This is a genomic window from Sphingomonas daechungensis (assembly GCF_014489495.1).
GTDB classification, from domain to species: Bacteria; Pseudomonadota; Alphaproteobacteria; order Sphingomonadales; family Sphingomonadaceae; genus Sphingomicrobium; species Sphingomicrobium daechungense.
Window position 1 is genome coordinate 2,009,937 of the sequence record NZ_CP060780.1, and the last position, 12,817, is coordinate 2,022,753.

Annotated in this window: 18 protein-coding genes and 2 pseudogenes; 9 read left to right on the forward strand and 11 right to left on the reverse strand. The window is 63.2% G+C overall.

All coding sequences use genetic code 11. The features are described 5' to 3' along the window. Positions 1–82: 82 nt before the first annotated feature. Entirely contained in the window at positions 83–553 is a 471-nt protein-coding gene (locus tag H9L15_RS10800) for a host attachment family protein (protein ID WP_187714080.1), read from the forward strand. 151 nt (positions 554–704) lie between these two features. Then, positions 705–968 carry a hypothetical protein gene (locus tag H9L15_RS10805; RefSeq protein WP_187714081.1) on the forward strand — a complete coding sequence of 88 codons (264 nt, stop codon included), beginning with the start codon at positions 705–707 and terminating at the stop codon, positions 966–968. 16 nt (positions 969–984) lie between these two features. On the opposite strand, the gene H9L15_RS10810 is transcribed toward H9L15_RS10805, so the two are convergent. Both H9L15_RS10810 and H9L15_RS18920 read right to left on the reverse strand, forming a co-directional pair. Further along, positions 985–1,416 (reverse strand): DUF488 domain-containing protein, encoded by a 432-nt coding sequence (locus H9L15_RS10810; protein WP_187714082.1) that lies wholly within the window; start codon positions 1,414–1,416, stop codon positions 985–987. 177 nt (positions 1,417–1,593) lie between these two features. Then, positions 1,594–1,884 (reverse strand): annotated as a pseudogene (locus H9L15_RS18920) (glycoside hydrolase family 16 protein); the annotation flags it as partial. Positions 1,885–2,317: 433 nt separating this feature from the next. Here H9L15_RS18920 and trmFO point away from each other — a divergent pair. Beyond that, positions 2,318–3,648: pseudogene (gene trmFO, locus H9L15_RS10820) on the forward strand (methylenetetrahydrofolate--tRNA-(uracil(54)-C(5))-methyltransferase (FADH(2)-oxidizing) TrmFO). Here the strand turns inward: trmFO and H9L15_RS10825 are convergent. The 8 genes from H9L15_RS10825 to eno all read right to left on the reverse strand — a co-directional run bounded on the left by H9L15_RS10825 (position 3,645) and on the right by eno (position 10,130). Next, the gene (locus H9L15_RS10825) at positions 3,645–4,064 is read right to left on the reverse strand and encodes a BLUF domain-containing protein (protein ID WP_187714083.1); all 420 of its coding nucleotides are present in this window, start codon (positions 4,062–4,064) and stop codon (positions 3,645–3,647) included. The pseudogene trmFO and the gene H9L15_RS10825 sit on opposite strands and share 4 nt — an antisense overlap. A 30-nt stretch (positions 4,065–4,094) precedes the next feature. After that, positions 4,095–4,589 carry an EF-hand domain-containing protein gene (locus H9L15_RS10830; protein ID WP_223276165.1) on the reverse strand — a complete coding sequence of 165 codons (495 nt, stop codon included), beginning with the start codon at positions 4,587–4,589 and terminating at the stop codon, positions 4,095–4,097. Between the two features lie 37 nt (positions 4,590–4,626). Next, a complete protein-coding gene (locus H9L15_RS10835) occupies positions 4,627–5,232 on the reverse strand; it encodes an isoprenoid biosynthesis enzyme family protein (protein WP_187714084.1) in 606 nt (201 codons plus the stop codon). A 40-nt stretch (positions 5,233–5,272) separates the two neighbouring features. After that, positions 5,273–6,703 (reverse strand): pyruvate dehydrogenase complex E1 component subunit beta, encoded by a 1,431-nt coding sequence (locus H9L15_RS10840; RefSeq protein WP_187714085.1) that lies wholly within the window; start codon positions 6,701–6,703, stop codon positions 5,273–5,275. Next, on the reverse strand, positions 6,703–7,710 hold the full coding sequence (gene pdhA, locus H9L15_RS10845) for a pyruvate dehydrogenase (acetyl-transferring) E1 component subunit alpha (RefSeq protein ID WP_187715877.1): 1,008 nt from the start codon (positions 7,708–7,710) through the stop codon (positions 6,703–6,705). The genes H9L15_RS10840 and pdhA overlap by 1 nt, the downstream gene beginning before the upstream one ends. A gap of 145 nt (positions 7,711–7,855) precedes the next feature. Beyond that, positions 7,856–8,314: an SH3 domain-containing protein gene (locus H9L15_RS10850; RefSeq protein ID WP_187714086.1), complete on the reverse strand. Its 459-nt coding sequence runs from the start codon at positions 8,312–8,314 to the stop codon at positions 7,856–7,858. 146 nt (positions 8,315–8,460) lie between these two features. Then, positions 8,461–8,742, reverse strand: coding sequence for an FtsB family cell division protein (locus H9L15_RS10855; RefSeq protein WP_223276166.1), 282 nt, complete (start codon positions 8,740–8,742; stop codon positions 8,461–8,463). Between the two features lie 98 nt (positions 8,743–8,840). Next, positions 8,841–10,130, reverse strand: coding sequence for a phosphopyruvate hydratase (eno, locus tag H9L15_RS10860; protein WP_187714088.1), 1,290 nt, complete (start codon positions 10,128–10,130; stop codon positions 8,841–8,843). 140 nt (positions 10,131–10,270) lie between these two features. Between eno and H9L15_RS10865 the strand changes: the two genes are divergently transcribed. From H9L15_RS10865 to H9L15_RS10885, 6 genes are all read left to right on the forward strand, one after another. After that, positions 10,271–10,570, forward strand: coding sequence for a hypothetical protein (locus tag H9L15_RS10865; protein WP_187714089.1), 300 nt, complete (start codon positions 10,271–10,273; stop codon positions 10,568–10,570). 86 nt (positions 10,571–10,656) lie between these two features. Beyond that, a complete protein-coding gene (locus tag H9L15_RS18930) occupies positions 10,657–10,791 on the forward strand; it encodes a hypothetical protein (RefSeq protein ID WP_262984782.1) in 135 nt (44 codons plus the stop codon). 1 nt (position 10,792) lies between these two features. Then, a complete protein-coding gene (locus H9L15_RS10870) occupies positions 10,793–11,146 on the forward strand; it encodes a phage holin family protein (RefSeq protein WP_187714090.1) in 354 nt (117 codons plus the stop codon). Further along, entirely contained in the window at positions 11,143–11,487 is a 345-nt protein-coding gene (locus tag H9L15_RS10875; RefSeq protein WP_187714091.1) for a DUF3618 domain-containing protein, read from the forward strand. The genes H9L15_RS10870 and H9L15_RS10875 overlap by 4 nt, the downstream gene beginning before the upstream one ends. A gap of 136 nt (positions 11,488–11,623) precedes the next feature. After that, entirely contained in the window at positions 11,624–11,902 is a 279-nt protein-coding gene (locus tag H9L15_RS10880) for a hypothetical protein (protein WP_187714092.1), read from the forward strand. Between the two features lie 50 nt (positions 11,903–11,952). After that, the gene (locus H9L15_RS10885; protein ID WP_187714093.1) at positions 11,953–12,189 is read left to right on the forward strand and encodes a DUF4170 domain-containing protein; all 237 of its coding nucleotides are present in this window, start codon (positions 11,953–11,955) and stop codon (positions 12,187–12,189) included. On the opposite strand, the gene H9L15_RS10890 is transcribed toward H9L15_RS10885, so the two are convergent. After that, positions 12,186–12,812, reverse strand: a complete 627-nt coding sequence (locus tag H9L15_RS10890) for a rhomboid family intramembrane serine protease (RefSeq protein ID WP_187714094.1) — start codon at positions 12,810–12,812, stop codon at positions 12,186–12,188. The genes H9L15_RS10885 and H9L15_RS10890 overlap by 4 nt on opposite strands. Positions 12,813–12,817 lie beyond the last annotated feature (5 nt).

A 12,817-nucleotide genomic window follows, 5' to 3' on the forward strand; every position in this document is an offset into this window, starting at 1 on the left:
AGGCGTTCAGACTTGCGGTGAGCCGTGGGAACGGCTTTTGGGCGCTTCGCGTTCGCTTTGGACAGTCCAAAGGAGAACCTGAATGGCCCTTCCCCACAATGCGCTCGTCCTTGTTGCCGATGGCACGAAAGTTCTGTTCTTTCGCAATCACGGAGACCAGAACCAAATCGACCTTCGGACCGAAGCGCATGACCGGCGTGAGGATCGCAAGGATCGGGACATCAAGACAGACGGCCCCGGCACAGCTGCCGTGCGGATGTCCTCCGGGGGCGCCGACACGTTCCGTCCTGCAATGGGCGAGACCGACTTTCACCAGCAGGAAGAGGACCGCTGGATCAAGGACGCCGCGGAGGAGCTGAAGAAGCGCGCGCTTCGCAATGACTTCGACACGCTCGCCATCATCGCTCCACCGAAGGCGCTCGGCGTCCTGAAGAAGTGCCTTCACAAGGAAGTCGAAAAGCGCGTGGTCATGACCATCAACAAGGAAATGACCGACCGCCCGATTCCCGACATCGAAGAGCTCCTGGTCGGTGAGGCCGCCCCGCCTGCTTAGGATGGGGTGTATTACCATTATATAGCACCTCGTCCCATCCGCTTGCCCCGCCGTTCGCCGATCTGTCGGCCTCTTCCCTCTGCGCGTCGAATTGGCATGGTTCTTGAAGAGACCTCCCGCAGCGCACCGCTGCCCAAAAAGGGAGATCAGAATGACCATGATGACGACGATCGTCGCAGTTGCGTTGGGCCTCACTCCGATTGGCCACGACGGAACCGTCAAGCCGATCAGCAATGACCAGGCGCGCCAGATCGGCCGTTTTACGGAGACGACGGACGACACCGGCACAACCCACCTGGTCGGCATCAATCGCGACACGGGCGAGCAATTCCATCTGACCGTCAACCCTTACGGCCGGGTCGAAGGCTCGGTCGGCAATTGGGCGGTGACGTTCCAGGTATCCAGCGCAGCTTGACGCGCACCGGTGTTCGTCAGGCGTAGAGGTGCACCACCTCAGCGCCTGGCGTGACCGCCTCCAGCAACAAGCTTCGATGACATCCCGCCGGGTCGCGCTCGTAGCAGAGCACCGCGCTCGGTTCCTCCTGCGCCAGCCCAGCCATTTGCGCGCCCTGGGCAATTGCCTCGGGCAGTTCAAGCTGACCCGCATAGATCCGCTCCAGCTCCATCTGTTTGCCGGCCCGGGCCGCCGCCCGGCCATCCGCCGGCGTTCCCAGAGCACGCAGGTGAACATAGTCGATCCCCGCGTCCGCCAATGCATTTCGAAGCGGCGTCTTGGAAAAGCCTGGCCGCCGCGAATTGGGCACTGCCCTGACGTCGATCACTCGCTTGACACCGGCCTGCGTCAGCGCCTCCAGGAATTCCCCGACCGTCGCGCCTTCGTATCCGATCGTGAAGATTTTCATCTCACTCTTTCCCGTCCGTAGTCGGAGGCGCCATCTCGTAGACCCGAACGTAATCGACCTCGAAACGTTGCGGCAAAGCCTCGTCGTCCAGCCCTTTCGCCCCGGCCCAATCGCCCCCATCGCCAGGTTGAGGATCAAGTAGAAGGGCGTGTCGAACGGCCAGGCTCCCCGTACGCCGGGCTGGTCGTTCCTGACCCGCATGTAGGCACGGTCATCGACGCCGATCGTAATCGCATCCGGCGTCCAGCTAAGCTGGTAGCGATGAAATGCACTGCAGGCGGTCGGAAGTGCCTTCTGTGCGCCGCGTCCAGTGCCCTTCGTGTGATTGAACAGGCCGGTGTGCAGGTTCGCGTGGACCACGTTCGGCTGTGACCCGACATGTTCGAGGATGTCGATCTCGCCCCGTCGGGCCAGGGCGCTGATCCCTGCGGCATCATCCAGAACGCCGGCCAACTTCCGCGCGTGCACGGCAGCTTCGCCGACGCCTCGAAGAAGCCGAACTTGAAGGCCGCCTTTCCGCGGGTGACGATCTTGGCCGAGCTGTACTTCTGCTTGCCCCAGTCCGGGCGCTTCCGGATCAGCTGCGGGTCCTTGCGAAGCTCGATGACGAGGCGACCGTTCTCAAGCCGGAGATTCTCCGGACGGTCGGCCGCGTAATATTGCAGCTCCTTGTTGTACCAACCCTCCTTGTTGCGGGAGGTGTCGAAGCTCCATTTGGCCTTGTCGAGCCGCGCTCCATTGAACTCGTCCGACCACAGCACGGCCGGGAGGTGAGCGGGCATGACCTCGTCGACAGCATAATTGTTTGCCGAGAGCGTGGCATCTTGGGCCGCAGCGGCCAAAAGCAATGTGGCAAGCATCATCGACTGGATAGCGCCTCGGATGAGGACTAACAGCCCGCATGCCTTTCGATATTCACATCATCGGCGGTGGCCTCGCCGGTTCCGAAGCGGCGTGGCAGCTTGCCGAAGCCGGGTTGAAGGTCCGCCTATCCGAAATGCGGGGCGGCGGCGACACGACACCTGCGCATGAGACCGATCGCTTCGCCGAGATGGTCTGTTCCAACAGCTTCCGGTCGGACGATGCCGAGAACAACGCCGTCGGCTTGCTTCACCAGGAGATGCGCACACTCGGTTCGCTGATCATGCGCTCTGCCGATCAGCACCGCGTTCCCGCGGATCCGCGCTGGCAGTGGATCGCGACGCATTTGCTCTCGAAGTCACCCGGGCAATTGCCGGTCATCCCAATATCATCGTGGTCCGGGAACGAGTCGACGCGCTACCTGGTCACCCCACGATCCTCGCTACCGGGCCGCTCACCGGGTCGAAGCTCGCCGAAGCCATCGCGGCGGAGACTGGACAAGGGGCCCTCGCCTTTTTCGACGCCATCGCCCCGATCATTCATCGCGACAGCGTCGACATGGACATCTGCTGGATGGCCGCGCGCTGGGACAAGGGCGGGAAGGATTACATCAACTGCCCGCTCGACAAGGAGCAGTATGAGGCCTTCGTCCAGGCGCTCCGCGATGGTGAGAAAACCGAGTTCAAGGATTGGGAAAAGGACACCCCCTACTTCGAAGGCTGCATGCCGATCGAAGTCATGGCCGAGCGTGGCGTCGAGACTCTTCGCTTCGGCCCGATGAAGGGCGTCGGGCTCGACAATCCTCGCACCGGGCGCTGGCCCTATGCTGTCGTTCAGCTGCGGCAGGACAATGCGCTTGGCACCTTGTGGAACATGGTCGGCTTTCAAACCAAGCTGAAGCATGGTGAGCAGGTCCGCATTTTCCGTACCATTCCGGGCTTGGAGAACGCGGAGTTTGCCCGCCTCGGCGGCATCCACCGCAACAGCTTCATCAACTCCCCTCGCCTGCTCGACGAGCAGCTTCGCCTGAATTCGAAGCCAAACATCCGCTTCGCCGGGCAAATCACCGGTTGCGAAGGCTATGTGGAAAGTGCGGCTGTCGGCCTGATCGCCGCCCGGTTCGCGACTGCCGAGCTACGCGGCGAGACACTGCCACCGCTTCCGACCGAGACCGCGATTGGGGCATTGCTGAATCACATCACCGGCGGCGCTGACGAAGAGAGCTTCCAGCCGATGAACGTCAATTTCGGCCTGATGCCGCCGCTCCCGGAACGCTTCCGCAAGGCCGACCGCAAGAAGGCCTATACCGACCGGGCACGCGAGAGGTTTGCGGCCTGGCAGGCCGGGCAGCGTGCCGTCGAGCCGGTCTAGTTCTGGAAGCTGATCGTCGAGATCAACTCGGTCATGCGCAGCAGGCGCATGTGGATCACGTCCGAGACCGTATCGGGAAGACAATCGACGATCGCTTCCCTCGCTTCGAACAGGCTGGGCGCGACCTGGATCAATTCCATTTGCCAGTCGGGGAAGCTGCGGCTCACGACCTTGCGCTGATCACGGATCTCAAATCCGGAATGGCGCGGATCCTGGCGGAGTCGATCGATCAGGCCCTGGATCGCGCGTTCCGGCCCTTCGACGACCTGCAGGAAATGCGTTCCATTGAAGACCAGCAGTCCGGTGATATCGGCAGCGCGATTCTGCGCGCGCGACAACTCCTGGATGGTTTCAAGTTCGGCTTGGGGAAGATTGGCACGGGCGAGACTTGTGTACGTTACGGACGTCAACTGCATGCCTGGGCGATAGGTGCATTTCAGGCCGCCTCAAGCCAGTAACGTCGGGTTGAAGACGGAATTAACACGAACAGCGCTTTTTCTTCGGCGGAGGAGGGCAGTCGTCGCAAATTCGGCCGAAGTCAGCCACCCGGATCGATCCTTGTCGGCGACGCCGAACTTCTCGATCGACTTCACCGCCCACTCCTCGAACGAAAGTGTGCCATTGCCGTTTGTGTCGAGCTTGGCGAACGCCTTGCGCCGGCTTCCGAGGATTTCCTCCCGCTCAATTCTACCATTCTTGTCCTTGTCCGCTCGGGAGAAGCGCTTCTCCTCGCGGCTCTTCGCCGTGGCCTCTGGCGGCTTCGGCAACGCCAGCATGCCAGGTCCGGGGTTTTGGGGCGGCGGCGGCGCTGCAAATTCGGGTGTCTGTGCGGCGCGGCTTTGCCAGAAGAGGAAGGCCCGGTCAGGAGCAAAAAACAGGCCGCGGCCCCGGCTAGAAAACGCGCCAAGGCGATACTCCTTCAACACTAGGAGATTCGGCATCGGCAAACTCGCCGCCGCCCGTCGCCCTGTCAACGCGTCAGATGCGCCCCGTCAGCCGATGGCGGAGCATTGCTGCCAGCCGCGGCGGGCTTCCCTCCGGCTCGAACGGCGCGCCGGCTTTGAGGTCGCGGGCGGCGAACCTGGCAAGCGAAGTCAACGGTCGCAGCGGCCTTGCAAAGCGATGAGCCTTGAGACGCGTTGCGGGACCTCTCGCGTGAATCAGCAACTCAGGCACGCCGCGGCGGCCGACCGAGACCAGGGCATGGAGGGCGCCCGCTTCTGCAAGCAGCGCATCGTCGCCTCCCAACAGCTGGCCGGAGAGCTGAAACAGCAGGCTGCCCCTGGCGGCAACGCGCCCGGGGTCGACTTCTTCCTCCAGAAGGGTCGCCCAGCCATCCTCGAGCTCCGCGAGACTGGCGCCGCCGATGCCATTTGGCAGCAAGCTGCTCGCCGCAATTTTCAGCTTCGGTTCGGCAGGCACCTTTCCGCGGTCGAGATCCGCCAGTCGCTCGCGCCACCAGGCCAGCTTGGCAGCGCCCAGCGCCGGCTGCGTCGCCCGGGCAACGACGTCGCCCATCGCGGAGTCCAGCTGGAATAGCGCCTCCAGCGGCGTCCTGACGTCATCCGGCACATGTCGCAGCACCAGCGCGCGATCGGCTCCGATCGCCGCCGCTAGCTCTTCGTCAGCGGTAACAGACGGCCTTTGCGGCAGCGACGACATCCGATGCCTTGATCAGCGCCAGCTTCTCGAGATTGGCAGCGTACGGCAGCGGCACGTCGACATCCGTTACCCGCATGACAGGCGCATCGAGGTCGTCGAAGCCCTCTTCCATGCAGATCGCCATGATCTCGGAGCTGATCGAACAGGTTGGCCAGCCCTCTTCGACGACGACGAGGCGATTCGTACGCTTGAGACTTCCCAGCACCGTCGCCTTGTCGAGCGGGCGCAAGGTGCGCAGGTCGATGACCTCGGCGTTGATGCCCTGCCCCATCAGTTCCTGCGCCGCCTCCAGCGCCACGCCAACACCGATGGAATAGCTGACGATGGTCACGTCCTTGCCCGGTCGAACGATCCGCGCCTTGCCGATCGGCAGGACGTAATCGTCCATCTGCGGAACGTCGAAATGCTGGCCGTAGAGCAGCTCGTTTTCGAGGAAGACAACCGGGTCCTCGCTACGGATCGCTGCCTTCAGCAAACCCTTGGCATCTGCCGCGCTGTACGGCGCGATCACGATCAGTCCGGGAACGCTGGCATACCATGGACCGTAGTTCTGGCTGTGCTGCGCGCCGACCCGTGCCGCCGCACCATTCGGGCCGCGGAACACGATCGGACAGCGCATCTGGCCGCCCGACATGTAATTCGTCTTCGCGGCCGAGTTGATGATGTGGTCGATCGCCTGCATCGCGAAGTTGAAGGTCATGAACTCGACGATCGGCTTCAGGCCGCCCATCGCGGCGCCCGACCCAAGGCCCGCGAAGCCATATTCGGTGATCGGCGTATCGATCACCCGCCTGGGTCCAAACTCGTCGAGCAGGCCCTGGGTGACCTTGTATGCGCCCTGATACTGAGCGACTTCCTCACCCATCACGAACACCCGTTCGTCCTGGCGCATTTCCTCGGCCATCGCGTCGCGAAGGGCTTCGCGGACCGTAGTGCTGACCAGCGGTGTCCCTTCCGGCACTTCCGGCTCGTCCACGGTGTTGGCGACATCGGCAACCAGGTCGCGAGCGGCCGTGTCGAACACGTGCGGCGTCGGCAGTCCCTCCGCCTGCTGCGAAGCCGGAACATCGACTTCGTCCGCATCCTTCGGCTCGGGCGCCGGTGCTGTTTCGGGGGCAGGCGGTGGCGCGGGCGTGTCGCTGACGGTTTCCCCGTCAGCGGCGAGTAGAGCGATCGGCTGACCGACCTTCACACCGTCGGTGCCCTCCGGAACGAGGATCTTGGCGATCTTGCCCTCGTCGACGGCCTCGAATTCCATCGTCGCCTTGTCGGTCTCGATCTCGGCGAGGATGTCGCCCGACTTCACGTCGTCGCCTTCCTTGACCAGCCACTTGGCGAGCGTGCCCTCTTCCATCGTCGGCGACAGCGCCGGCATTTTGAGCTCGGTCGCCATCAGTAGGTCTCCACCAGCACGTCGGTATGCAATTCGCTGACCTCGGGCTCCGGCGCCTCCTCCGAGAACTTGGCAGCTTCGACGACGATGTCCTTGATTTCCTTGTCGATCGCCTTGAGCTCCTCTTCCGTCACGCCCATCGTCTCAAGCTCCTTGGCGGCGCGGTCGATCGGGTCGTGATGCTCGCGATAGTCCTGGACCTCCTCGCGGGTCCGGTATTTGGCCGGATCGGACATCGAATGGCCGCGATAGCGATAGGTGAGGAACTCGATGATGATCGGACCCTTGCCGCTGCGCGTCCATTCGAGCGCAACTTCGGCCGCGCCGCGGACCGCCAGCACGTCCATGCCGTCGACCTGGATGCCCGGGATCCGGAAGCTCTCGCCTCGCTTGTAGAGCAGCGGCTCCGAAGACGAGCGCTCGATGCTCGTCCCCATCGCATATTTGTTGTTCTCGATCGCGTAGATGACCGGAAGGTCCCACAGCTGAGCCATGTTGAAGCTCTCGTAGACCTGGCCCTGGTTGACCGCGCCGTCGCCGAAATAGGTCAGGCAGACGCCGCCATCGCCGCTGTACTGGTGCTTCAGCGCCAGGCCGGTGCCCAGCGAAACCTGCGCCCCCACGATGCCGTGGCCGCCGTAGAAGCCATGCTCGACACTGAACATGTGCATCGAGCCGCCCTTGCCCTTGGAGATGCCCGCGGCACGACCCGTCAGCTCGGCCATGATCACCTTCGGATCGATGCCGTAGGCGAGCATGTGGCCGTGATCCCGATAGCCCGTGATGACGCTGTCCTTGCCGACCGTCATTGCCGACTGGAGCCCGACCGCGACGGCCTCCTGGCCAATATAGAGGTGGCAGAAGCCGCCTATCAGGCCGAGGCCGTAGAGCTGTCCCGCGCGCTCCTCAAAGCGGCGGATAAGCAGCATCTCCCGATAGAATTGAAGCAGCTGGTCCTTTGTCGCCTTGAAACGCTTGGGGTCTTGGGGACGCTCCCGGTTCGGAATTTGCGGTGCTGCGCCTGCAGCGGCTTTCGGCCCTCGCCCTTGCTCGGGACAGACTTTGCGGAACGCGCCACGCTTGATCCTCTTTATCGCGCCAATCGAATGAGCGGCGCGTCTATAGGTTGCACCGCTTCAAGCGGCAATGGCGTCAGTCGCCGGCAACGAAGGCCGTGATCTTCCAAGCGCCCGACTTCCTTTCCATCGTCAGCCGGTAGTCGGCCGCGCTGCGAAGATCGCCCGGCGCGACATAGGCCTCGCGCCCGTCCGCAAGCTTAATCCGGGCATCGCCCTGCTCGGGAAGCTCGATCACCGTGACCACCTCCCAATCAAGCTTGCCGAGCGCTTTACCGTCCTTGTCCCTGACCAGCGCGCCCGGATGAACCGCGAGCGCGGATTCGAACATGTCGGCATCAGGATCGAGCTGCGACGGGAATGACGGTGCAACCGCCACGCTTTCCCGAAGCGCGCAGCCGAGCGACAGCGCCTCTTTCAGCTCGTCCCAGACCTTGCTTTGCCCTGCGGAGCCCAACTCCCAGGCAGAACGAAAGGCGTCCTTACCCTCGCCGCCGCCGAAATCCACCAGCGCGCGGTCGTCGACCAGCAGCATCAAGCCATCGAAGTCTCGCTTTTCAACTGCAGCGATCACGCCGCTGCGAAAGGCAACGAAAGATGGGTCGGCCGCGCATTCATCGACCGGAGGCAGGCGCGTCGAACCAAACAATGACGCACCGAGAAGGAAGAGCGCTGCCGCCGTCAATTCAGCGGAACGATGACCTCGTCAGGCCGGACCAGGCCGAGATCGCGGCGGACCAGCTCGTCCGCCATGTCCGGATCCGCCTTGCGCGGGTCGAGCAAAGCGGAGCGGTGCCGAAGTTGCGCCTTTTCCGCTTCGAGGCGGGCCAGCTCGGCCTTTCTCGACTGAAGGTCGCGGTGATACCCGCCCCATGCGAGAAGGCCATTCGGGCCGGCAACAGCATAGCCGGCAAAATTGCCGACAACGATCAGCGCAAGCGCGGGCCAAAACACCCTACGCATCAAGCCGAAACTGCGTTGACCCCCACCCATCGGTCTTAAGAATCACGATGGAGTCATGAAGGCAAGAGAAAAGAACCCTTTGGGGATAATCCTGTGGATTAGGCCGGCTTGTATGCCTTCAATGCCGCAATCCCCGGGTAACGCGCTGAATCGCCAAGCTCTTCCTCGATCCGGAGCAACTGGTTGTACTTGGCTGTGCGGTCCGACCGCGCCAGGCTGCCAGTCTTGATCTGCCCGCAGGACAACGCGACCGCCAGGTCGGCAATCGTCGAATCCTCGGTTTCGCCTGAACGGTGCGACATCACCGCCGTATACCCGGACGTCTGCGCAAGCCTGACGGCATCTATGGTCTCGGTCAGAGTCCCAATCTGGTTGACCTTGACGAGAATCGAATTTGCGATCCCGTTTTCAATACCTTGTGCGAGTCTATTCACGTTGGTTACGAAAAGATCGTCGCCAACGAGCTGAACGCGATCACCGATCATGTCGGACAGATACTTCCATCCTTCCATGTCGTCCTCGCCCATCCCGTCCTCGATGGAAGCGATCGGATAGGCATCCGAAAGCTCAGCGAGATACGTCGCCATTTCCATCGGGCTGAGGCTCCGTCCCTCGCCTTCGAGCTCGTACTTGCCGTTCTTGAAAAACTCGGTCGATGCGCAATCCAGCGCCAGCACCACGTCGCTCCCGGGCTTGTAGCCCGCTGATTCGACCGACCTGAGGATAAAATCGAGCGCCTCGCGCGCCGACGCGATGTTCGGGGCGAATCCACCCTCGTCGCCGACGGCCGTCGCCAGTCCTGCCTTGTGGAGTGCGGCCTTCAGCGCATGGAAGATCTCGGTGCCGCAACGAAGCGCCTCCGAAAAGGTCGGAGCGCCGACCGGCATGACCATGAATTCCTGGAAATCGATCGGATTGTCGGCATGAGCGCCACCGTTGACGATGTTCATCATCGGCACCGGCAATACGTTCGAGCTGACCCCGCCGACATAGCGGTACAGCGGCGCGCCCAGCGCATCGGCCGACGCCTTGGCCGCCGCCAGGCTCACGCCCAGAATGGCGTTGGCGCCCAGCCGCGCCTTGTTCGCGGTCCCGTCGAGGTCGATCATCGTGCGGTCGAGATCGGCCTGGTCCTCGGCTTCCATCCCGACGACGGCATTGGCGATCTCTCCGTTGACCGCCCGGACGGCCCTTTCGACGCCTTTTCCACCCCAGCGGCTCTTGTCGCCATCGCGAAGCTCAACCGCCTCGTGGGCACCGGTCGAGGCACCCGAAGGGACGGCAGCCCGGCCCATGCTCCCGTCTTCCAAAGTGACGTCAACCTCGACAGTCGGATTGCCACGGCTGTCCAGAATCTGGCGGGCATGGACGTCGACGATAGCGGTCATGGAAATCCTTCTTGCGGAAGCGTAATGATTTAGGTGCGCGCTGCACCTATATCCGGCGCGTCGGGCCGTGCAACTTTCAGCTTGGCGCACAGGAACGACACAGAGGCTGCAGGGTTGAGGTTGGAAAAGGAGAACTCGCAATGGGCGACAACAGGACCGACCTTCCGGAAGGCACCGACACGATCATCGCCGGAGCATCGGATGGCGGCGAATTGAGCACGGAGAACGAATTGTTGACTGATACCCAAGTGCCGGCGACTCGCGACACCGGCTCAACCGATCTGCGTAAGCGGCTGCGCGACGGCGGAGAGCGCTTGTCCGATGAGGCCGGCGACCGCGCTCGCGGGTTCGTCAGCCAGGGCTTGAGCGATCCGCCGAGGCCCTTTCCAACGTCAGCAAGCTGGTCGGCGATACCGCCGATGGCCTCGATGAGCGTCTAGGCGAGGAGTATGGCGACTATGCGCGCCGCGCAGCCTCCGCGATAGAGAGCACCGCCAACAATATCGCGTCGAAGAACCCCGACGAATTGATCGAGGATACGCGCAACTTTGTCCGCAACAGCCCCGGCATCGCCGTCGCGGGCGCTGCCATCGTCGGCTTCGTGGTCGCCCGACTGCTGAAGTCCGGCTTCAGCACCCGGAATGAGAACGAAGAAGGCTAAGGTGCTTAAGACGCCGTCGGATCATGATCCTGCCACGGACGACAGCGATCGTCCGATCGGTTTGCTCGTCCATGAGCTCATCGAGGACGGCAAGGCCTATGCCCTGGCGGAACTCGACTATGTCAAAGCGATCGCTGCGGCCAAGGCCAATGCCCTCAAGCTGCCGGCGATCCTGTTCGGGGTGGCCGTGTTGTTCGCATTGGCTGCGTTCGTTGCCCTCGTTGTCGGAATCGCCAATGGCTTGGCCACTCTCATCGGCCCATTGGCTGGCGGGCTGGTGGCCTGCCTTCTGTTCGCGGCGATTGCAGGCGGGCTCGGTTGGTACGGCATGATGCGTCTTCGGCGGGATCTATGATCGGCGAGACCACGGACATGACAGCGGCCAAGCTGCAGGCGGAACGTGCCCGGTCCCAGCTGATGGACACGGCCCAGCGCCTACAGAACCGCGTCAGTCCCGGCACGCTCGCCTCAAACGTGTGGCAAGATGCCAAGGACAAGGGCGCTGACCTCGCCGAAACTGCTGTGGACGCCGTTCGGAAGCGGCCCGTTGCCGTGACCGGCGTGGTGGCCGCAATCGCCTTGTTCCTCGCGAGGGAACCGTTGGTCGACCTCGCGGGTAAGATGACCAAGGGCGTCCGCAAGAAGACGAACCGAAAGACCGCGTCCAAGACCCAATCCACGGAGAAAAGTGCATGACGGACAATCGCTCCAGCGTCGAAACGGAGCGTTCGACTCCTCGGCAACGCGCAATCGAAGCCTATGGGAATGCCCGCGATCGCGTCGGCAATGCCGGGCGTCGCGCCGGCGAATCTCTCGAAGAGGCCCGCTACTCGTGCTCGCGGCCGGGCTCGCTGCCGGGGCTGCCATCGCGGCACTCCTGCCGAGGACGCGGACCGAGGATCGACTCCTGAAGCCGGTCACCGATCGCGCCAGGGAGACGGCGCGTGTCGCGGTGCAGGCCGCCAAGGACGCCGGCCAGGGCAGGCTCGATGAGCTCGGTCTCACCCGCGAAAAGGGATCGGACACCATCCGCTCCATCTTCCAGGGGTTCAGCGATGCCGCGAAGGCCTCAGGTCAGGCCGCGATCGGTAGCGTCCGCGGCAAGGAATGAGGCCCTGAGGCCGGTTCGCATAAGGCCCGAATCCTGCTAGCGGCCCGCCGATGAGCAAGCTTCACCTCGTGTTCGGCGGTCGCGTGAAAGATCCGCGCGGCCTGGATTTCGTCGATTTGAACGGAATCGATTTTGTCGGCCTGTTCGATAATTATGCCGAGGCCGAAGAGGCTTGGCGCGGCCGTGCCCAGCGGACTGTTGACGATGCAGAGATGAAGTACGTCGTCGTCCACCTCCACCGGCTGCTCGAACCGGAGAGCGACGGCAGCACGGCCTCAGCGGCTTAGGCGTTCCGGTAACGCCAAAGCAGAAGCGGGCGCTGAAGCAGCAATCCGGCGATGAACCCGCCAATGTGCGCTGGTGTCGCCAGCAGGTAGCCCTGCGTTCCGGCGAGCATTCCGCTCATGACCTGCAGGACGATCCACGCCGCGAGCAGCCACAGGGCATTGAGCGACCGATTGAGGCTTGGCGACGCGACAATCTTTTTCTGCTGACCGAAGCTCAAGGCGAAAGCGCCAATGACGGCGCTGATCGCACCGCTGGCGCCGATCATCGGGGTTGTTGAAAGCGGGGCGACCATCCACTGCGCGATCGCGGCCGTGTAGGCGCCAACTACGTAAAGCAGCACCATCGGCCAGAGGCCCAGTACCCGCTCGACCTGCGTCCCGCACCACACCAGCATCAGCACGTTGACCGCGACGTGGAGAAGTCCGCCGTGCACAAGTGTCGCCGTCAGCGGCGTCAACCACGCGGGCACCGGCGATGCGACCTGGACGACTTCGCTCAATCGTGCGGGGATGACACCAAGCAGCAGATCGACACTGCCGTTCGGATCGACCAGCTCAGCAAGGAGCCAGGCGGCGACCGTGACGATCGAAATAACGGCGGTAGCAGTGCGTGGGTAGCGCATCAGCG

Coding starts and splice junctions, on each gene's coding strand:
- H9L15_RS10855 (WP_223276166.1), bottom strand. CDS start 8,742: ATGCGTAGGGTGTTTTGGCCCGCGCTTGCGCTGATCGTTGTCGGCAAT.
- H9L15_RS10830 (WP_223276165.1), bottom strand. CDS start 4,589: ATGCCGAATCTCCTAGTGTTGAAGGAGTATCGCCTTGGCGCGTTTTCT.
- H9L15_RS10890 (WP_187714094.1), bottom strand. CDS start 12,812: ATGCGCTACCCACGCACTGCTACCGCCGTTATTTCGATCGTCACGGTC.
- eno (WP_187714088.1), bottom strand. CDS start 10,130: ATGACCGCTATCGTCGACGTCCATGCCCGCCAGATTCTGGACAGCCGT.
- H9L15_RS10885 (WP_187714093.1), top strand. CDS start 11,953: ATGAGCAAGCTTCACCTCGTGTTCGGCGGTCGCGTGAAAGATCCGCGC.
- H9L15_RS10825 (WP_187714083.1), bottom strand. CDS start 4,064: ATGCAGTTGACGTCCGTAACGTACACAAGTCTCGCCCGTGCCAATCTT.
- H9L15_RS10875 (WP_187714091.1), top strand. CDS start 11,143: ATGATCGGCGAGACCACGGACATGACAGCGGCCAAGCTGCAGGCGGAA.
- H9L15_RS10840 (WP_187714085.1), bottom strand. CDS start 6,703: ATGGCGACCGAGCTCAAAATGCCGGCGCTGTCGCCGACGATGGAAGAG.
- H9L15_RS10800 (WP_187714080.1), top strand. CDS start 83: ATGGCCCTTCCCCACAATGCGCTCGTCCTTGTTGCCGATGGCACGAAA.
- H9L15_RS10805 (WP_187714081.1), top strand. CDS start 705: ATGACCATGATGACGACGATCGTCGCAGTTGCGTTGGGCCTCACTCCG.
- H9L15_RS10865 (WP_187714089.1), top strand. CDS start 10,271: ATGGGCGACAACAGGACCGACCTTCCGGAAGGCACCGACACGATCATC.
- H9L15_RS10810 (WP_187714082.1), bottom strand. CDS start 1,416: ATGAAAATCTTCACGATCGGATACGAAGGCGCGACGGTCGGGGAATTC.
- H9L15_RS10850 (WP_187714086.1), bottom strand. CDS start 8,314: ATGCTGCTGGTCGACGACCGCGCGCTGGTGGATTTCGGCGGCGGCGAG.